Source organism: Streptomyces sp. NPDC058307, assembly GCF_042880295.1.
Classification (GTDB): Bacteria; Actinomycetota; Actinomycetes; order Streptomycetales; family Streptomycetaceae; genus Streptomyces.
The window spans coordinates 1-18,264 of sequence record NZ_JBHVYZ010000106.1 but is presented as its reverse complement, the minus strand read 5'-3'; the positions used below and the strand labels follow the sequence as shown (position 1 = coordinate 18,264).

At 71.2% G+C, this 18,264-nt stretch carries 13 protein-coding genes and 2 pseudogenes; 10 read left to right on the top strand and 5 right to left on the bottom strand.

The genetic code is table 11. From position 1 onward, the window contains the following. Positions 1 to 50 precede the first annotated feature (50 nt). The 8 genes from ACFVYN_RS39580 (at position 51) to ACFVYN_RS39545 (ending at position 12,232) form a co-directional block, all read left to right on the top strand. Entirely contained in the window at positions 51 to 995 is a 945-nt protein-coding gene (locus tag ACFVYN_RS39580) for a universal stress protein (RefSeq protein ID WP_390007394.1), read from the top strand. Positions 996 to 1,019: 24 nt separating this feature from the next. After that, positions 1,020 to 2,042, top strand: coding sequence for an alcohol dehydrogenase AdhP (gene adhP / locus ACFVYN_RS39575; protein ID WP_390007392.1), 1,023 nt, complete (start codon positions 1,020 to 1,022; stop codon positions 2,040 to 2,042). Positions 2,043 to 2,047: 5 nt separating this feature from the next. After that, entirely contained in the window at positions 2,048 to 2,920 is an 873-nt protein-coding gene (locus ACFVYN_RS39570; protein ID WP_390007389.1) for a universal stress protein, read from the top strand. 154 nt (positions 2,921 to 3,074) lie between these two features. Continuing rightward, complete coding sequence (locus ACFVYN_RS39565; RefSeq protein ID WP_390007386.1) at positions 3,075 to 5,459, top strand: phosphoketolase; 2,385 nt, start codon at positions 3,075 to 3,077, stop codon at positions 5,457 to 5,459. A gap of 30 nt (positions 5,460 to 5,489) precedes the next feature. Continuing rightward, positions 5,490 to 6,503, top strand: a complete 1,014-nt coding sequence (gene gap / locus ACFVYN_RS39560) for a type I glyceraldehyde-3-phosphate dehydrogenase (RefSeq protein WP_390007383.1) — start codon at positions 5,490 to 5,492, stop codon at positions 6,501 to 6,503. 210 nt (positions 6,504 to 6,713) lie between these two features. Next, the gene (locus ACFVYN_RS39555; protein ID WP_390007380.1) at positions 6,714 to 9,422 is read left to right on the top strand and encodes a GNAT family N-acetyltransferase; all 2,709 of its coding nucleotides are present in this window, start codon (positions 6,714 to 6,716) and stop codon (positions 9,420 to 9,422) included. A 145-nt stretch (positions 9,423 to 9,567) separates the two neighbouring features. Beyond that, positions 9,568 to 10,077, top strand: a complete 510-nt coding sequence (locus ACFVYN_RS39550; RefSeq protein WP_390007378.1) for a flavodoxin domain-containing protein — start codon at positions 9,568 to 9,570, stop codon at positions 10,075 to 10,077. Positions 10,078 to 10,486: 409 nt separating this feature from the next. Then, positions 10,487 to 12,232, top strand: coding sequence for a GAF domain-containing protein (locus tag ACFVYN_RS39545; protein WP_390007375.1), 1,746 nt, complete (start codon positions 10,487 to 10,489; stop codon positions 12,230 to 12,232). A 54-nt stretch (positions 12,233 to 12,286) separates the two neighbouring features. Here ACFVYN_RS39545 and ACFVYN_RS39540 read toward each other — a convergent pair whose 3' ends face one another. The 3 genes from ACFVYN_RS39540 to ACFVYN_RS39530 form a co-directional block, all read right to left on the bottom strand. Further along, positions 12,287 to 12,988: a response regulator gene (locus ACFVYN_RS39540; RefSeq protein ID WP_390007372.1), complete on the bottom strand. Its 702-nt coding sequence runs from the start codon at positions 12,986 to 12,988 to the stop codon at positions 12,287 to 12,289. 135 nt (positions 12,989 to 13,123) lie between these two features. Then, positions 13,124 to 13,798, bottom strand: a complete 675-nt coding sequence (locus ACFVYN_RS39535; protein WP_390007369.1) for a CBS domain-containing protein — start codon at positions 13,796 to 13,798, stop codon at positions 13,124 to 13,126. Between the two features lie 42 nt (positions 13,799 to 13,840). After that, the gene (locus tag ACFVYN_RS39530) at positions 13,841 to 14,317 is read right to left on the bottom strand and encodes a Crp/Fnr family transcriptional regulator (RefSeq protein ID WP_390007366.1); all 477 of its coding nucleotides are present in this window, start codon (positions 14,315 to 14,317) and stop codon (positions 13,841 to 13,843) included. Positions 14,318 to 14,616: 299 nt separating this feature from the next. On the opposite strand from ACFVYN_RS39530, the gene ACFVYN_RS39525 reads away from it, so the two are divergent. Both ACFVYN_RS39525 and ACFVYN_RS39520 read left to right on the top strand, forming a co-directional pair. Then, positions 14,617 to 15,525 carry a universal stress protein gene (locus tag ACFVYN_RS39525; protein WP_390007364.1) on the top strand — a complete coding sequence of 303 codons (909 nt, stop codon included), beginning with the start codon at positions 14,617 to 14,619 and terminating at the stop codon, positions 15,523 to 15,525. Positions 15,526 to 15,545: 20 nt separating this feature from the next. Beyond that, positions 15,546 to 16,615: pseudogene (locus ACFVYN_RS39520) on the top strand (PEP/pyruvate-binding domain-containing protein); the annotation flags it as partial. A gap of 9 nt (positions 16,616 to 16,624) precedes the next feature. On the opposite strand, the pseudogene ACFVYN_RS39515 reads toward ACFVYN_RS39520, so the two are convergent. Beyond that, positions 16,625 to 17,061: pseudogene (locus ACFVYN_RS39515) on the bottom strand (carbamate kinase); the annotation flags it as partial. A gap of 148 nt (positions 17,062 to 17,209) precedes the next feature. Continuing rightward, entirely contained in the window at positions 17,210 to 17,620 is a 411-nt protein-coding gene (locus ACFVYN_RS39510; protein WP_390007361.1) for a hypothetical protein, read from the bottom strand. Positions 17,621 to 18,264: the final 644 nt, after the last annotated feature.

The window sequence follows — 18,264 nt, the reverse complement described above, 5'->3', positions numbered from 1 at the left end:
ACACCAGTCTGGAATCGGATCGTGCGATCCCGATTCAGGAGGTGGCGACCATGCCCCGCACCGTCACTGTGGGCCTCGACGGCTCGCCCGAGAGCCGCGCCGCCGCCGAATGGGCGGCCAGGGAGGCCAGGCTGCGCGGCCTGCGGCTGAAGCTCGTCAACGTCGGGGAGCCGGTTCCCACGCCGATGGCGCAGGCCCCGCTCCTGGGCGCCGAGCCCCAGCAGCACGGGACCGGGCGAAGCGAGACGGATGCGCCCCCGGCAGAAGGGTGGGGGCGGATCTGCCGTGAGTCCGCGGAAGGACTGAGGCTGCGGCACCCCGGTGTCGAGATCACCGCGGAGCAGGTCTCCGGCCGGCCCGGCGAGATCCTGGCGCACCTGGCCGAGGACGCCGCGCTGCTCGTCCTGGGCTCGCGCGGGATGAGCGGGGTCGCCGGGTTCCTGGTGGGCTCGGTCGGCCTCGCCGTCGTGGCGCACGCCGAGCGGCCCGTGGTCCTCGTACGGGCCGGTGAACAGGCCGCCGACGAGCACCTGATGGATCCGACGGGCATCCCGTCCGCCGCGGCCCCCTACCGGCCCGTGGTCCTGGGTCTGGACACCGACGACCCGGACCCCTCGCTCGTCGAGTTCGCCTTCGACGCGGCCGGCCGCCGCGCCACCTCCCTGCGGGTCGTCCACGGCTGGAACCCGCCGCCCTACTACGCCTACGGCCTCTCCTCCGACCTCGAACTCCATACCGAGCTGTCCCGGCAGCAGGCCACCGCCCTGACCGATCTCCTGCGCCCGTGGCGGCAGAAGTTCTCCACCGTCGAGGTCGTCGAGGAGTCCCGGTACGGAACGGCCGCCATTCACCTGGTCGACGCTTCCCGCGAGGCCTCCCTGGTCGTCGTGGGCCGCCGCATCCGCCGCAGCCCGCTCGGCGCCCGCGTCGGCCCGATCACACACGCCGTACTGCACCACTCCACCGCCCCCGTCGCCGTCGTCGCACACGGCTGACCTGCTCCGAGGAGGAGAGAGTCCATGAAGGCAGCAGTCGTACGAGCCTTCGGCGAGCCCCTGGTCATCGAGGAGCGTCCCGATCCCGAGCCCGGCCCCGGACAGGTCCGGGTCCGGGTCGAGGCCTGCGGGCTGTGCCACACCGACATCCACGCCGCCCGCGGAGACTGGCCGGTCAGGCCGAGCCCGCCGTTCGTCCCCGGCCACGAGGGCGTCGGCCTGGTCGAGGCCCTCGGCGACGGCGTCACGCACCTCGCACCGGGGCAGCGCGTCGCCGTTCCCTGGTTGGGCAGGACGTGCGGGCGATGCGAGTATTGCCTGTCCGGCCGGGAGACGCTGTGCGAGCAGCAGATCAACACCGGATACGGGTGCGACGGCGGGTACGCGGAGAAGATGCTGGCCTGGGCCGACTTCGCCCAACCGGTGCCCCAGGGCATCAGCGCCCTGGAGGCCGCACCGCTGACCTGCGCAGGCGTCACCACGTACAAGGCGCTCAAGGTCGCCGACGTCAAGCCGACCCAGCTGGTAGCCATCTCCGGTGTCGGAGGACTGGGCCACCTGGCGGTGCAGTACGCGAAGATCGCCGGGGCGACCGTCGCCGCGATCGACGTCACCGACGAGAAGCTCGAACTCGCCGCGGAACTCGGTGCCGACCTCGTCATCGACGCCCGCAAGCAGGACCCGGGAGAGGTGCTGCGACGGTACGGCGGTGCGCATGCCGCCGTCGCGCTCGCGGTGAACGAGGCGGCGTTCTCGGCGGCGTACGCCGGGCTGCGGCGCGGCGGGAAGCTCGTGATGGTGGCCCTGCCGGCGCACGGCACGATCCAGGTCCCGATCTTCGACACGGTGCTGAACGGCACCTCGGTGATCGGCTCCATCGTGGGCACCCGGCAGGACCTGGCCGAGGTCTTCCAGCTCCACTCGGCAGGCCGCACCAGGGTCGTCTACGAGACACGGCCGCTCACCGGCGTCAACGAGTCCATCGACGAGGTGCTGCGCGGCGACATCAAGGCACGGATCGTCTTCGACATGGCCCCGGGAAGGTGACGGCGATGGAACTCCCCCTGGTCGTGGGCGTCGACGGTTCCGAGCCGAGTCTGCGCGCCGTGGACTGGGCGGCCGACGAGGCCGCCCTGCGCGGGGTGCCACTGAGGCTGGTGTACGCCTCGCTGTGGGAACACTACGAGGGTCCCGCCCTCGCCACGGGTCTTGGCAGAACCTCGGAGCAGGTGCTGGCCGACACCATCGTCGAGGCCGCCGCGAAGCGTGCGCACCGCCGCGAGGCGGACGTGAAGATCTCCACCGAGGTACTGCCCGAGGAACCGGTGCCCGCTCTGCTGCGCGAGGCCTGTATCGCTTCCGCACTGGTCCTGGGCTCGCGCGGCCGCGGCGGCATCGCCGAGCTGCTGCTCGGCTCGGTCAGCCTCGCGGTCGCCGCCCGCGCCGACTGCCCGGTGATCGTGCTGCGCGGCAGCCACGACAACCGGGCGAAGTCCGCGATGCGCGGGCCCGTCGTGCTGGGGGTCGGCGAGGAGTCGGAGAACTCGGAGGCCGTGCGTTTCGCCTTCCAGGAGGCGGCGCGGCGCCGGGTGCCCCTGGAGGCAGTACGCGCCTGGCGGTGCTCCGGGCACGAGACCACCGACCATCCTCTGATGACCGGCGGACCCGCCCGACTGCACGAGGAGCGGGCCGTTCAGACCCTGGACGCGGCGCTGCGGGATGCCCCGGAGGGTGTGGAGCTGCACCGGCGTACGGCCGAAGGCCCCGCACACGAGGTGCTGCTCGACGCCTCGGCCGATGCCGGCCTGCTCGTCGTCGGCGCCCAGCGGCGCCACGGCCACGCCGGGCTCCAGCTCGGCCGGGTCGCCCACGCGGTCCTGCACCACTCCGCCTGCCCGGTGGCCGTCGTACCCCAAAGGGCATGACCGGCTCAGAGCGCCTCCGTGTGCACAACGCGCGGGTTCACGTGCTCCGGGACGCGTTTGAACGCGGCGCCCTTCGAACACCACGACGAGCGGGCGCCCTCGGTTCGCGCCCCTTCCTGAAGTCCGACTCGCCTCGATGACTTACGGAGTAACCATGCCCAAGGTCGAACACCGGAACAGCACCGTGCTGACCGACGAGGAACTGCACACCCTGGACGCCCACTGGCGGGCCGCCAACTACCTGGCCGTCGGCCAGATCTACCTGATGGCCAACCCGCTCCTCACCGAACCCCTCACCGCCGCCCACATCAAGCCCCGGCTGCTCGGCCACTGGGGCACTTCCCCGGGCCTCAACCTCGTGTACACGCACCTCAACCGGGTGATCAAGGGGCGCGGTCTCGACGCGCTGTGCGTATGGGGTCCCGGCCACGGCGGGCCTGCGGTGCTCGCGAACTCCTGGCTGGAGGGCAGCTACAGCGAGACCTACCCGGACGTCTCGCGGGACGCGGCGGGTATGGACCGGCTTTTCCGGCAGTTCTCATTCCCCGGCGGAGTACCCAGCCATGTCGCACCGGAGACACCCGGCTCGATCCACGAGGGCGGCGAGCTCGGCTACTCACTCGCGCACGCCTACGGCGCCGCCTTCGACAACCCGGACCTGCTGGTCGCCTGTGTGATCGGCGACGGTGAAGCGGAGACCGGGCCGCTCGCCGCGTCCTGGCACTCCAACAAGTTCCTCGACCCGGTGCACGACGGCGCAGTCCTGCCGATCCTGCACCTCAACGGCTACAAGATCGCCAACCCGACCGTGCTGTCCAGGCTCCCGGAGTCGGAACTCGACGAGTTGCTGCGCGGCTACGGCCACGAGCCGATCCATGTCACCAGCGACGACCCGCACCAGGTCCACCGTGCCATGGCCGACGCCTTCGACCAGGCGCTGGACCGCATCGCCCTGATGCAGCGCACGGCCCGCGAGGACGGCGTGACCGAGCGCGCGCGCTGGCCCATGATCGTGCTGCGCACGCCGAAGGGCTGGACGGGGCCCGCCGAGGTCGACGGAGTCCCGGTCGAGGGCACCTGGCGCGCCCATCAGGTCCCGCTGTCCGCCGTACGCGAGAACCCGGAGCACCTGCGACAGTTGGAGACCTGGCTGCGCTCGTACCGTCCCGAGGAACTGTTCGGCGCCGACGGGCAGCCCGCCGCCGACGTCCTCGCCTGTGTCCCCGAGGGGACCCGCCGACTGGGCGCCACCCCACATGCCAACGGCGGTCTGCTCGTACGTGACCTGCCGATGCCCTCCCTCGACCGCTTCGCCGTCCCCGTCGACAAGCCGGGCGCCACCCTGCACGAGCCCACCCGGGTCCTCGGCGACCTCCTCGAACAGGTCATGCGGGAGACATCGGCACGGCGCGACTTCCGCCTGGTGGGCCCGGACGAGACCGCGTCCAACCGGCTCGGCGCCGTCTTCAACGCCAGCGGCAAGGCCTGGCAGGCCCAGATCCTTCAGGTGGACGAGCACCTGGACCGGCACGGCCGGGTCATGGAGATCCTCTCCGAACACCTCTGCCAGGGCTGGCTGGAGGGCTATCTCCTCACCGGACGGCACGGACTGTTCTCCTGCTACGAGGCGTTCGTGCACATCGTCGACTCGATGGTCAACCAACACATCAAGTGGCTCAAGACATCGCGGGAGTTGTCGTGGCGGGCCCCGATCGCCTCCCTCAACTACCTCCTGACGTCGCATGTGTGGCGTCAGGACCACAACGGCTTCTCGCACCAGGACCCCGGGTTCATCGACCATGTCCTCAGCAAGAGCCCCGAGGTCGTCCGGGTCTACCTGCCACCGGACGCCAACACCCTGCTGTCCGTGGCGGATCACGTCCTGCGCAGCCGGGACTACGTCAACGTGATCGTGGCCGGCAAGCAGCCCTGTTTCGACTGGCTGTCCATGGACGAGGCCCGCGCCCACTGCGCCCGCGGCGCCGGGATCTGGGACTGGGCCGGCAGTGAGAACGGCGAGCGGGAACCGGATGTCGTCCTCGCCTGTGCGGGCGACGTGCCCACCCTGGAAATCCTGGCAGCCTCCGATCTGCTGCGGCGCCATCTGCCGGAACTCGCCGTCCGGGTCGTCAACGTCGTCGACCTGGCCCGGCTGCTGCCGCGCGAGGAACACCCGCACGGAATGGGCGACTTCGAGTACGACGGCCTGTTCACGACCGACAAGCCGGTGATCTTCGCCTACCACGGCTACCCCTGGCTGATCCACCGCCTCTCCTACCGCCGCACCGGCCACGCCAACCTCCACGTCCGCGGCTACAAGGAGATGGGCACCACGACCACGCCGTTCGACATGGTCGTCCGCAACGACATGGACCGCTACCGGCTGGTCATGGACGTCATCGACCGGGTCCCCGGACTCGCCGTCCGCGCCGCCGCCGTACGGCAGGAGATGGCCGACGCCCGCACCCGCCACCACGCCTGGATCCGCGAGCACGGCACCGACCTGCCCGAGGTCACCGACTGGACCTGGACAGGCTGAACACCCTTACCCGCAAAGGAGTTCAACGCCATGACCGTACGCGTCGGCATCAACGGCTTCGGCCGCATAGGCCGCACCTACCTCCGCGCGGCCCTCGGCCGGGCGGAGGCGGGCACCCAGTACGTCGTGGTGGTCGCCGTCAACGACATCGCTCCGCCCGCCACCCTGGCCCATCTACTGGAGTACGACTCGACGTTCGGCCGGATCGGACGCGAGATCACCCACGACGACAGTTCGATCACCGTCGACGGCCATCGCATCGCCGTCACCGCCGAACGCGACCCGGCCGCCCTCCAATGGGCCGACTACGGAGCCGGCATCGTCATCGAGTCCACCGGGCACTTCCGTGATCGCGACTTGGCCGCACTGCACCTGAAAAGCGGCGCCCACACGGTGCTGCTCTCCGCGCCCGGCAAGAACCCGGACGCCACCATCGTGATGGGCGTCAACGACGGCACGTACGACCGCCACAGTGACCGGATCGTGTCGGCGGCCTCCTGCACCACCAACTGTGTCGCACCCATGGTCAAGGTTCTCCACGAGACCTTCGGCATCGACCGCGGAACGATGACCATCATCCACGGCTACACCAGCGACCAGTCCCTGCTGGACGGCCCGCACAAGGACCTGCGCCGGGCCCGCTCCGCGGCGCTGAGCATCATCCCGACCAGCACGGGAGCCGCCCGCGCGGTCGGCCTGGTGCTGCCGGAACTGGCGGGTGCGCTGGAGGGCATCGCAGTCCGCGTGCCCGTCGAGGACGGCTCGCTCACGGACCTCGCGGTGGTGCTGCGGCGCGAGGCGACGGTGGACGAGATAAACACGGTCTTCGCCGAAGCCGCTCAGGGTCCGTTGAACGGCATCCTCCGCGTGTCGAAGGCGCCCATCGTCTCCCGCGACGTCATCGGCGACCCCGCTTCCTGCGTCTTCGACCCGGCGCTGACGCAGGCGCACGGCAATCTTGTCAAGGTCTTCGGCTGGTACGACAACGAGTGGGGCTACACCAACCGGCTCCTGGATCTCACGGCGCTGGTGGCCGACGACTGAGGGCGCCGACCCGTACACCGGCGTCACCGTCACCCCGGCCGGGCCCACGCCCGCACCCGCGACGTCCGCCGGGTGCCGGCCTGGGCCGTTGCCGTGCGGGACCGGGCTCCAGGGCCGATCGGCCCCCAAAGCACCCCCGGACAGCCCATGCGGTCACTGCCCGATCCGCTGGATGCTCGAAGTGTCAGAAGGCTTTGGAGGAGACCCACGATGACGTATGACACGCTCAGCCGACCCACGGTCCATGCCCTGCTCTCGGACGGCACCACCGTGTGCATACGCCCTGTGCGGCCGGGCGATCACGAGCAGCTGCAGGGGCTCTACGAGGAGATGTCCGCGGAGAGTCTGCGGCTGCGGTTCTTCGCGGTGAGCCGGCGTTCCGCAGCGATGGCCACCGACCGGGCGTGTGCGCCGCCGCGCCCGGGCTACCGGGCGCTGATGGCCGAGTCGCAGGGGCAGGTGATCGGCCTGGCCGAGTACGAGGTCGGCGGCGACGCGGCCACGGCCGAGATCTCCATCGCGGTGGCCGACGGACTGCACCACCGTGGCGTCGGCACACTCCTCATCGAGCATCTGGTCTCCGCCGCCCGTGCGGACGGCATCACCACGTTCACGGCGGACGCACTCTCGGAGAACCATGAAGTCCTTCGGCTCTTCACCGACCTGGGCCTGCGCACCGCACGCCGTTTCGAGGGTCCGGAGGTGCGCTGCGTCATCGCACTGAACGAGAACGACGACGAGGACGACCACGGCTATCGATCTGCCGTCGAGGCCCGCGGCCGGGCCGCCGACGTGGCCAGCCTGGAGCCGCTGCTGCGGCCGACCGCGATCGCCGTGGTAGGCGCCGGGCGCAGGCCGGGATCGGTGGGGCGGGCCCTCCTGCATCATCTGCACGAGGGCGGCTTCACCCGACGGCTCTTCGCGGTGAACCCCTGTGCCACCTCGATCCTCGGCGTGCCGTCCCACCCCTCGGTCAGCGCGCTGCCCAAGGTCCCGGATCTCGCCGTCCTCGCGGTGCCCGCGGCAGCCCTCCCCGACACCGCGGAGGAGTGCGGCAAGGCCGGAGTACGGGCACTGCTCGTCGTCTCGGCCGGCCTCGACAGCCGGCAGGCGGAAGCACTCATGGCCGCCTGCCGCACGTACGGCATGCGCCTCGTCGGCCCCAACTCCCTCGGCATCACCAACACCGACCCGGCACTCTCCCTCGACGCCACCTTCGCGGCGGCCCATCCACGCCCCGGCACGGCGGGCGTCGCCGTGCAGTCCGGCGGCGTCGGCATCGCCCTGCTCGACGGGCTGTCCCGGCTCGGCATCGGTGTCTCGTCCTTCGCTTCGCTCGGCGACAAGTACGACGTCAGCGGCAACGACATGCTCCAGTGGTGGGAGAGCGACGACCGCACCGACCTAGCCCTGCTGCACCTGGAATCCTTCGGAAACCCGCGCGCGTTCTCTCGTACCGCACGGCGCGTGACCCGCCGCATGCCCGTGCTGACGGTCGACGCGGGCCGCACCGCCGCCGGCCGTCGCGCCGCCGCCTCGCACACCGCGGCCGCCGCGACCCCGACCATGACCCGGCAGGCGCTGTTCACCCAGGCCGGGATCACCGCCACCCGCTCGGTGGGCGAACTCCTCGAAACCGCGGCTTTGTTGCACTCCCAGCCGCTGCCGGCCGGAACCCGTGTGGCCATCGTCACCAACGCGGGCGGCGCGGGTGTCCTGGCCGCCGACGCCTGCGCGGAGGCGGGGCTGTCGATTCCGCCGCTCACACCCTCGGTGGTCGAAATCCTGACTGCCCTACTTCCCGACGGTGCCACCGCGGGCAACCCCGTCAACGTCACCGTCGCCGTCACGGAGGAGCAGCTCGGGGACTGCGTGGACCGGATCATGCGGCATCCGGGGATCGACGCCGTCCTGCTGGCCCTCGTCCCCACGGCCGTCGCGGCCGCGACCGGCGACGACCTCGTGCGGGCCCTCACCAGCGGCCCCGCACACCGTGCCCTTCCCGTCGCCGTCGTACGCCTGGAGCAGGACCTGCCCGTCCGGCTGTTGCCGGCCACGGAGGGCGGTGTGATTCCCTCGTACGCCGAACCCGGTGCGGCAGCACGTGCGCTGACCCACGCCGCTCACCGCGCGGCCTGGTTGAGCCGGGCGGCGGGCACGATCCCGGAGCTCGCGGGGGTCGACACGGCCCGGGCCCGCGCGGTCGCCGAGACGTACCTCGCCGCCCACCCGGACGGCGGCCGGCTCGATCCGCGCACCTGCGCCGAACTCCTCACCTGCTACGGCATTCCCCAGCTCCCGTGGTCCTGGGCGCAGACGGAGGACGACGCCGTCATCGCGGCCGAACGGCTGCGCGGCCCCGACGGCCGGGTGGTCATGAAGGCTCACTGGCCCGGCCAGCTCCACAAGAGCGAACAGCACGCCGTGCACCTCGACCTCCAGGGCGACTCCCAAGTACGCGCCGCCTTCCGGGACTTCGAGGCCCGGTTCGCCGGCCTGATGACCGGCGTGGTCGTCCAGCCGCTCGCCGCCCGCGGCACCGAACTGTTCGCGGGAGTCGTGCAGGACGAGGTCTTCGGCCCGCTCGTACTGTTCGGCCTCGGCGGCACCGCGACCGAGGTCCTGGCCGACCACGCCGCCCGCCTCGCCCCGCTGACCGACCACGACGTACACGACCTGATCACCGCACCGCGCTGCGCACCGCTCCTGTTCGGGGCACACGGCAGCGGACCCGTCGACCTCCAGGGTCTGGAGCAACTGCTGCTGCGCCTGTCCCGCATGGCGGGCGACCTGCCACAGCTCGCCGAGGCCGACTTCAACCCCGTCCTCGCGACACCTGACGCGGTCACCGTGCTCGACGCACGCGTCCGCCTTCTGCCGCGCAGGGCTCAGGACCCCTATCTGCGCCGACTGCGCTGAGGAGGAAAGCACATGAAGCACAACAAGGTCGGCGCCATGCTGACCACCGAGGTCGTCCGGGTGATCAGGATGATCTCCGAAACCGACCTGACGGTCCGGCACGCAGACTCCGAGCTGCACAACCTGTGAGAGGAGGCGGACCGCCATGCCCAGCAGTGTGTTGGTCGCCTACGGAACGACGAACGGATCGACCGCGCAGATCGCCGAGGCCGTGGCCGAGGTCCTGCGCAAGGCCGGCCTGACGGTCGATGTACTGCCCGCACAGTCCGTGGCGAGCGTGGCGTCGTACGAGGCCGTGGTGGTCGGAGGCGGGGTGTACGCCGGACGCTGGCAGAAGCACGCCCGCCGCTTCGTCCGCCGCCACGGCCGCGCACTGGCCGGACGCCCGCTGTGGATGTTCAGCAGCGGCCCGCTCGACCCCTCGGCCTCGGAGCGGGACATCCCGCCCGTCCCCGGCGTGAAGCGGGCCATGATCCGGCTCGACGCCAGGGAACACGTCACCTTCGGCGGCTGCCTCGACGAGGGAGCGAAGGGATTCATCGCCCGGAAGATCCTCTCCTCCGGCAAGGGCGGAGACTTCCGCGACTTCACGGAGATCGAGGCGTGGGCCACTCGGATCAGCAGTGAACTCGCGGGTGTGTCACAAGGGAGCTGAACCATGCGCGCCTCCTCCCGTCCCCGTCCGCCGTCTTGCCGGTGAGTGCGCCCCTGGGCACTGTGTTCGCCGGAGGACGGGTCCCGTCGGGACCCCCCGGACCCTGTGACCCGTGCACGGGACCGGCCCCTGCGGGCGGGCACGGATCAGCGCGGTCAGGGTGGTGGCCGGTGCAGCCGAGGCCAGCGCCACGGTCGTCCGGCGCCGTCAGACGGGCGTGCGGGAGCGGGAAGCGCCGGCGACGGGGCCGTTCTGGAGCCGGCGCTGTGCTTGAGGGAGCGGTCCGCGCCGCCGGGATGCCGACCTGGCCTCGGCCCGTCCGACGGTCATATCGAGGCCCCCGGGCAGTACGGTGAAGACAGGGGAACCGGTTCGAGCCGCCCTGTCCGCTGTGTCGGTCGGAGGAAGTATGAGCGAGGATCGACACAGCGGTACCGAGGAGCATGTGCCCAAGCTGCGGCTCGACGAGCTGCTGGACGAGCTACAGGTGCGTATCGACGCCGTACGGGGCACGCGGGACCGTCTGCACAGCCTGCTGGAGGCCGTCCTCTCCGTCGGACGGGAGCTCGACCTGCCACAGGTGCTGCGCAGCATCGTCGAGGCCGCGGTGGTGCTGGTGGACGCCGAGTACGGAGCGCTGGGTGTGATCGGCGGTGACCAGAAGCTGTCCGAGTTCCTGACCGTCGGCATCGGCGAGGAGGGGCACTCGGAGATCGGGGCGCTGCCCAGTGGACACGGGCTCCTCGGAGAGCTGATCCGGCACCCGGTGCCACTGCGGCTGCCGGAGCTGTCGGAGCACCCGGCGTCGTACGGCTTCCCGGCCAACCATCCGCCGATGCGCTCCTTCCTCGGCGTACCGATCCGGGTGCGCGACGAGGTCTTCGGGAACCTCTACCTCACCGAAAAACGCAGCGCCAGGGAATTCGATGTGGAGGACGAGTCCGTCCTGTCGACGCTGGCGGTCGCCGCCGGGGTGGCCATCGAGAACGCACGGCTGTACGAGGAGACCAGGCTGCGCGAACGCTGGCAGCGGGCCAGCGGCAAGGTCACCAGCATGCTCCTGACCGGTGCGCCGAGCCCGGACGTCCTGGAACTGATCGTCGACGAGGCCCGCAAGATCGTCTCCGCCGACATGGGACTGATCGCGGAACACGTACCGGGCGAGGAGACACTGCGGCCGGCCCTGGCGGTCGGCCTGGGCCGAGAGGAACGCAGCGGTCTGGTGCTGTCCGCGCGCGACGGTTTTGTCGGAGCGGCACTCGGCGCGGCCGAACCGGTGGTCAGCGCCGACATCGAGCACGATGCGCGCACAGGCGAGGGCGAAGCCCAGTGGGCCGGGCTCGGACCTGTGGTCGCGGTGCCGCTCGGTGCCGGCGGCAAGGCGCGGGGCGTGTTGTTGCTGGGGCGCGTACCAGCAGGTACGCCGTTCGGCGACGTGGACACCGGACCGCTGCTCGGGTTCGCCGACCAGGCGGCGCTCGCCCTGGAGCTGGCCGAACGGCGGCGGGACGCGGAACAGCTCACGCTGCTCAAGGACCGTGACCGCATCGCCCGCGACCTCCATGACCTCGCCATCCAGCGGCTCTTCGCGGCCGGCATGACCCTGCAGAGCACCCAGCGCTTCATGGAGCACCCCGAGGGCATGGAGCGGCTGACCCGGACCGTCGACGACCTCGACGACACCATCAAGATCATTCGTTCCACGATCTTCGGACTGCGCACCCACAGCGGGGTCGGGCGGGAGAGCGACGGCTTGCGCAGCCGGGTGTCCGAGGTGGTGAGAGCGTCGGTCACGTCTCTCGGATTCGCGCCCGCACTGCGCATCGAGGGCCTCGTCGAGACCGATGTCCCCGGCGACATCGCCGACCATGCGGTCGCGGTGCTCGGTGAGGCCCTCAGCAACGCGGCCCGGCACTCCGGAGCGCAGGCGGTGGACGTCCGACTTCAGTGTGCCAGGGGCGAGTTGACGCTCACGGTCACGGACGACGGCTGCGGGGTGCCGGACGGAGTCGAACGCAGCGGGCTGACGAACATCAAGGAGCGGGCCGTCACCCTCGGCGGAACTCTCGCACTCGGTGAACGGCCGGAGGGCGGCGGAACGCGACTGCTGTGGCGGGTCCCCGTGCGTGCGGGCGGTGCCGCGGACGAAACCTGACCGCGGAAGGCCTCCGCTCCGCCGGCCCGGACGGCGAGGCGGGGCAGGGCGGGCTCATCGCGTCGGGCGGTCGGTGGAGGCGGGCTGTTCCAGATGGCTGGCCAGGACCGCCGCCTGGACGCGGCGCTGGACGCCGAGCTTGGCGAGCAGCCGGGAGATGTGGTTCTTCACCGTCTTCTCGGACAGGTAGAGCTTCTTGCCGATCTCACGGTTGGTGAGCCCGTCCCCGATCAGCGCGAGGATGTCCCGCTCGCGGGGTGACAGGCCGGTGAGCTCAGGTGCGAGCGCCGGTCCCTCGGCGGGGTCCGCGCGCAGGGAGCGCATCAGGCGGCCGGTCGTCGTCGGATCCAGCATCGACTGGCCGGAAGCTACCGTGCGGACCGCCCCGACCAGGTCGGAACCCCTGATCTGCTTGAGCACATAGCCCGCCGCCCCGGCCATGATCGCGTCGAGCAGGGCCTCCTCGTCGTCGAACGACGTCAGCATCAGACAGGCCAGCTCCGGCATCCGGCTGCGCAGCTCACGGCAGACACTGATCCCGTCACTGTCCGGCAGGCGTACGTCGAGGACCGCCACGTCCGGGCGCAGCGCCGGCCCGCGCACCAGCGCGTGCTCGGCGCTGTCCGCGTCGCCTACCACCGAGATGTCCGGCTCGGAGTCCAGCAGGTCGGTGAGGCCGCGCCGTACGATCTCGTGGTCGTCCAGCAGGAAGACCCGGATCGGGTTCTGCTGCGTGAAGGTACGTGCCTCGGTCATGACGACCCCTCGTTCGCTGGTGGACCAGGGACTACGGACCACATGCCGACTGTGATGACGATGGTCACCCCTGTGAAACGGATGCACCAGGGCGGACCGGCGCAACCGGGCGATGCCCTCGGGTTCGGCCGACGGTCATTGCTCCGGGCGGCGCGTCGGGCCCGCGAGCTCGCACTCCACGCCCACCACCCCCTCGACGGCCCGCACCAGGCGTGCGGCCACGGGCACCACAGAGGTGTCCCTGACGCGCCCGGCGAGTGTGACGATCCCCTCCTTCACCTGCACACGCACAGACGAGTACGACGCGGGGAACAGGTACGGCACGACTTCCCTGCGGACCTCCTCGGCGACATCCTCGTCGTCCCGCAGGAACACCTTCAGCAGATCACCGCGGCTGACAACGCCTTCCAGCCTGCCTGAGTCGTCAACGACGGGGAGCCGCTTGACCTTGGCGTGCGCCATGGTGCGGGCGGCCTGCGCGAGCGTCGCGGTCGCGCGGACGGTCAGGGCCGGCGACGTCATCAGCTCCTCGGCGGTCACGGCGCCGGCCTTGGCGAGATCGGAGAAGCGCCGCAGCTGTGTGTCACGGTCGGGGTCGGCGTCGCGGAACTCCTCCTTGTACAGCAGGTCGGCCTCGGAGACGACGCCGACCACCCGCCCCTGACCCCCTCCTGCGCCCTCCAGAACGGGAAGGGCACTGACGTTCCACTGCTCCATCAGCTGCACGATCTCCTTGAAGTCGGCCCTGCGGCCGATGGAGCCGACGGTGTGGGTCATCACGTCGCTCACGATGTGCGGGGTGCCGTGCACGGTGACTCCTTGGTCGGTTCCGACGATTCCGTCGTGGACGGGTCAGCGAGAGCTGCCGCTGCCGTAGGGCGCGTACACGTCCAGCAGGCGGGTCCTCGCCGACCGCAGTCGGCGGGCGACGACGTCGCCCACCCACTGGGTCACTGCCATTCCCAGCACGGGATCGGCCCGGCACATGGCCCGAACCGCCTCGGCGTCGAACTCGTACGCGCGCACCGGGCTCGTCGTCTCGGTGCCCAGGCACCAGGCGTGCGGTCCGAACAACCAGGACCAGCCGACGAGTTCGTTGTGCCCGAGTGTCTCGATGACGGCTGCTCGACGGCCGGGCACGTGCATGTCGAGGGCGATCGCGCCGGTACGGATGATCCAGAACCGGTCGGCCCGCCCGCCCTCCTCGAAGAGGCGGGTGCCCTGCGGGAACGACACCTCGCGGGCGAGGCGCATCAGCCGCTCGCGGTGATCGGCGGGCAACGCCCGCAGCATGGTGGGTGCAAAGGTGGATGTAGGGGAAGCGTTCATGGTCCTGCCTCTTCCTGGAGCGCGACCCTGCCGACTCCAATCTCTCCCCATCTCCCCTCCTCCGCCATGGGCCACCCGGCCCCCAGACCGGGCCGCATGGCATCGGCCGGGGCGATCTGCATGGCCCGTTGCTCGTGCCGCGAGGTGCGGGAGCCCGCCGGGCCGTGCACGGCGGGACAACATCAGGGCCGAAGGGCCCCTCGCAAGGGCCTGCCCGGCCTCTGCGCCGCTGCTCGTCCCGGTACCAGGCTCGATGGAAGGAGAGAAACCCACGGGCAGCAACACTGGAGGTACTGATCATGCTTCGACATGTCACCGCGGGGATCGACGGTTCTCCCGAAAGCCTGGCAGCCGCGCACTGGGCGGCCCGGGAAGCCACGCGCCGGGGCGCCGCGCTGTGCCTGGTGCATGCCTGGGAGTGGCATCCGCGTCCGGCTGCGTCCGTGCCCGCGGACATGTCCGAACGGGCCCTGGCCGAGGACCTGCCGGAACGGGCGGCGGACAGCGTGCGCGCCGCGCACCCAGGCCTGCAGGTCATCGGACAGGCGCTGGCGGACTCGCCGGTCTCAGCCCTCCTCAAGGCGGCCGAGCAGGCCGAGCTGCTGGTCCTCGGCTCCCGTGGGCTCGGCGGCGTCGCGGGGTTCCTGATGGGGTCGGTGTCGCAGCGGGTCGTCGCCAGGGCACCCCGTCCCGTGGTGTTGGTGAGGGCGGGCGGGAGCACCGCCGACGAGCACTTCTCGGCACCTGACGGCATCTCCCCGGACGAGATACCCGGGATCCCGTACCGCGATGTCGTCCTCGGTCTCGACACCGGCCGGCCCTGCGACGAACTGATCGAGTTCGCCTTCGACGCCGCCGGACGCCGGGGCTCCTCGCTGCGCGTGATCCACGCCTTCAGCCGTCCGCCGGACTTCGCCGTGGCGGACAGCATCGCCCCGGTGAGCAGCCCGGAGCTACGGGCGGAGCGGGAGCACGCCGTGGCCGCCGCACTGCGGCCCTGGTGCGAGAAGTTCCCCGAGGTCGCCGTCGCCGAGAGCGTCGCCGAAGGACGTGCCGCCGACAAGCTGATCGGCGCCTCGGCCGGCGCGGCCCTCCTCGTGGTGGGACGCCGGATCCGCGAATCCCGTCTCGGCACCCACCTCGGCCCCGTCGCGCACGCGGCGCTGCATCACGCGCCCTGCCCCGTCGCCCTCGTCCCGCACGTCTGAACAGGCCCGGAGGGTGAGAGATGACCCGGTACGTGTACACATCCGCCGAAGGCGGCTGTGACATGGCGGACTTCCTCGGCGCCAAGGGGGCGAACCTCGCGGAGATGACCCGGGTGGGACCGCCCGTACCCCCTTGCTTCACCGTCACCACCCGCGCCTGCCGGGAGTGCCTGGCCACCGGCGCGGAACCCGAGGAGCTGGGCGGCCGGGACAACCCGCTGCTCCTGTCCGTGCGCTCGGGCAACAAGTCTCGATGCCTGGGACGATGGAGACGATCCTCGACATCGCCTCGGCGACGACTCCGGCCTGGGGCCTGCCAAGACCACCGGCAACGAGCGCTTCGCGTGGTACTCCTACCGCCGGCTCCTCCAGATGTACGGCCGTACCGTCCTCGGCATCGCTCCGCCGGAGCTGTTCGACCGGCACGGCCCCACCGACGACCCCGCCCAGCTCGTCGAGGACTTCAGGAAGGTGATCCGGGACGCGGCCGGTGAGGAGTTCCCGCAGGACCCGGTCGAGCAGCCTCCGCTCCTGGAACAGTGAGCGTGCCCGCCTCTACCGGCGGCGCGAGCACATCCCCGACGACCTGGGCGCCGCCGTCAACATCCTGGTCATGGTCTCCGGCAACCTCGGGCCGCCCGCGACCTCCAGAGGCAGCGGCACCGGCGTGCCCTTCACCCGCGGCCAGGCGACCGCGGCGTCTACGGCGACTACCTGCCCGACGCCCAGGACGAGGATGTCGTCGCCGGCATCCGCAACGCCGTACCGCTCGCCGAACTGGACCGCCTTGACCCGGCCTTGTACCGGCGACTCGTCGCTCACTTGCGGACCCTTGAGCACCGGTACCGCGATGCGACATCGAGTTCACTGTCGAGCGCGGCACCCTGCGGATGCTCCAGACCCGGGTCGGCAAGCGCACCGCCGAGGCCGCGTTCCGCATCGCCGAGGCGCTCGTCGACGAGAGGACGGTCGGCGAGGACGAGGCGCTGGCCCGTGTCTGCGGGGCGAGCTCGCCCGGCTGATGTTCCCCCGTTTCGAGGCACACGCGGACACCAAGCTCCTGGCGCACGGCGTCCCCGCCTCTCCCGGCGACGGGCGGATCCGGCCGGACCAGCGTGCCCGACCTGCCGTGGACGATCTCGTACGCCGCGTCCAGGGCACCGATCGCGGCTGCCCACCAGTCCGCTCGACGCACCGTGCGGCGGCCTCGGCCTTGGGCCCCGTCGAACCGTCGGGGAAGCCGCCCGGGCGCAGTTCGGCGGGGGCGGGCGTGGAGGACGGGCCGCTGGTCCGGGATGCCGTAGCCGTCACAGACGCAGGGTACGTCCGTGAGGATGAGCAGGAAGTCGGCCTTCAGGTCCCCGGTGAGCACCGCAGCGCTGAGGTCCTTGTCGGCAACGGCTTCCACTCCGGTGACACGGTCGGGCGGTGACGGGGACGCCTCCCCCGCCCGCGCAGATGACGAGCGTGCCGCTGTTCAGCAGTTCGTGGACGGGTCTCGGTCTCCAGAATCCGCTCGGACGCCCGGGAGGGAACCGCACACAGGCCAGTTCGTCCAGGTCGAGACGGCGGAGCGGAGCGGCCTCGACCGTGGCCTGCGGCCCCGGAGGTGTGCCGGACGCTGCGGCGTTCACCCGGGTACTGATATGAGGTTTCCCTCCCTCCCGCTGTTCACGTGGGAGGCCTAACGGCACCCGGAAGAGAGCCGGCCCTGCGGCAAGTAGCTGGTATCGCCGTCGCAGGGGGTGAACAGCACCCACAGCCCCGAACTGAGGCGGGCGGCGACAGAGCGCTCGGGCAGGCCGAGTGTTCGGGAGACGGTGACGCAGGAGCGGTCACCGATGAGGTGGAGAGCCAGCTCGATGCGGTCGAGAGGGGAGGCGGCGCTGTCGGGACAGCGGTCTCTGGCCGCGGGCAGGTGTGCGGGAGCGGGCCGTGGGGGTGCTCGGTGAGGAGCGGGGACAGCGAAGCCGGGGCTCTCGCCCTTGCCGAAGACCGCGGGAGGGTCGACGGGGTCGGTGAGTACCTCGGACAGGGCCGCCTCGACAATGCCCGGGTCGTCCGTCATGAGGGTGGACAGGGCGTGGATGGCCATCAGGTGACGGTCGCACCAGGCAACGACCGAGCGTCGGCGTGCGAGGAGCCGTTCGACCTGGGGGTCGTGGGGTTCCGCGTCGGCGGTTCGTGTCCCGGTCGGTGTGGTCACCACCGTGGGCTCCGGGAGCCGGGCTCGGAGCCCGGCTGCACTGGCCGAAGCCTCTGGGAAGGTCCCGTACGTGGCACCGGATCGTTGCCGGGTTCGCCTGCCCCGGTGATCAGGACCCGGCCATCAGTACCGTGCAAATGCGCTGGCAGCCTATGGGAGGTGGGCATGGTGCCTCCGTCCGGAAGAGGTCGGCACGGCGCCGTGGTGCGGGGCAGGACGTGCGTGTCTTCGCGAGGGGAAGACTGGAGCAACGGTCCTTCCTGATGCCCCAGGGCACGGTCATGGACTCCGGGCGCGGTGCCGTGTGTCTCTGAATGCGGCCGTACGCCGGGAGAGTTCGGGTATCGGGCCGGCGTCCGCGGGGGAAGCATCGGGCGACCTCACAGGGGGCCGCCCGGGTGCATCCGTGTCAACTCGCAGTGAGCGCCGGGGTCCAGGACGTCCAGTCGCCAGCGTAGCCCCATTCGGACCAGGCACAAGGGGACCACCGTCCCGTGTCGCCATGGCGGTGACCAGCCAGGCCAGGTCCTGGC

What these genes read in the sequence shown, in the direction of transcription:
- ACFVYN_RS39580 (WP_390007394.1), top strand. Translation starts at nt 51, where the DNA reads ATGCCCCGCACCGTCACTGTGGGCCTCGACGGCTCGCCCGAGAGCCGC.
- adhP (WP_390007392.1), top strand. Translation starts at nt 1,020, where the DNA reads ATGAAGGCAGCAGTCGTACGAGCCTTCGGCGAGCCCCTGGTCATCGAG.
- ACFVYN_RS39570 (WP_390007389.1), top strand. Translation starts at nt 2,048, where the DNA reads ATGGAACTCCCCCTGGTCGTGGGCGTCGACGGTTCCGAGCCGAGTCTG.
- ACFVYN_RS39565 (WP_390007386.1), top strand. Translation starts at nt 3,075, where the DNA reads ATGCCCAAGGTCGAACACCGGAACAGCACCGTGCTGACCGACGAGGAA.
- gap (WP_390007383.1), top strand. Translation starts at nt 5,490, where the DNA reads ATGACCGTACGCGTCGGCATCAACGGCTTCGGCCGCATAGGCCGCACC.
- ACFVYN_RS39555 (WP_390007380.1), top strand. Translation starts at nt 6,714, where the DNA reads ATGACGTATGACACGCTCAGCCGACCCACGGTCCATGCCCTGCTCTCG.
- ACFVYN_RS39550 (WP_390007378.1), top strand. Translation starts at nt 9,568, where the DNA reads ATGCCCAGCAGTGTGTTGGTCGCCTACGGAACGACGAACGGATCGACC.
- ACFVYN_RS39545 (WP_390007375.1), top strand. Translation starts at nt 10,487, where the DNA reads ATGAGCGAGGATCGACACAGCGGTACCGAGGAGCATGTGCCCAAGCTG.
- ACFVYN_RS39540 (WP_390007372.1), bottom strand. Translation starts at nt 12,988, where the DNA reads ATGACCGAGGCACGTACCTTCACGCAGCAGAACCCGATCCGGGTCTTC.
- ACFVYN_RS39530 (WP_390007366.1), bottom strand. Translation starts at nt 14,317, where the DNA reads ATGAACGCTTCCCCTACATCCACCTTTGCACCCACCATGCTGCGGGCG.
- ACFVYN_RS39525 (WP_390007364.1), top strand. Translation starts at nt 14,617, where the DNA reads ATGCTTCGACATGTCACCGCGGGGATCGACGGTTCTCCCGAAAGCCTG.
- ACFVYN_RS39510 (WP_390007361.1), bottom strand. Translation starts at nt 17,620, where the DNA reads ATGGCCATCCACGCCCTGTCCACCCTCATGACGGACGACCCGGGCATT.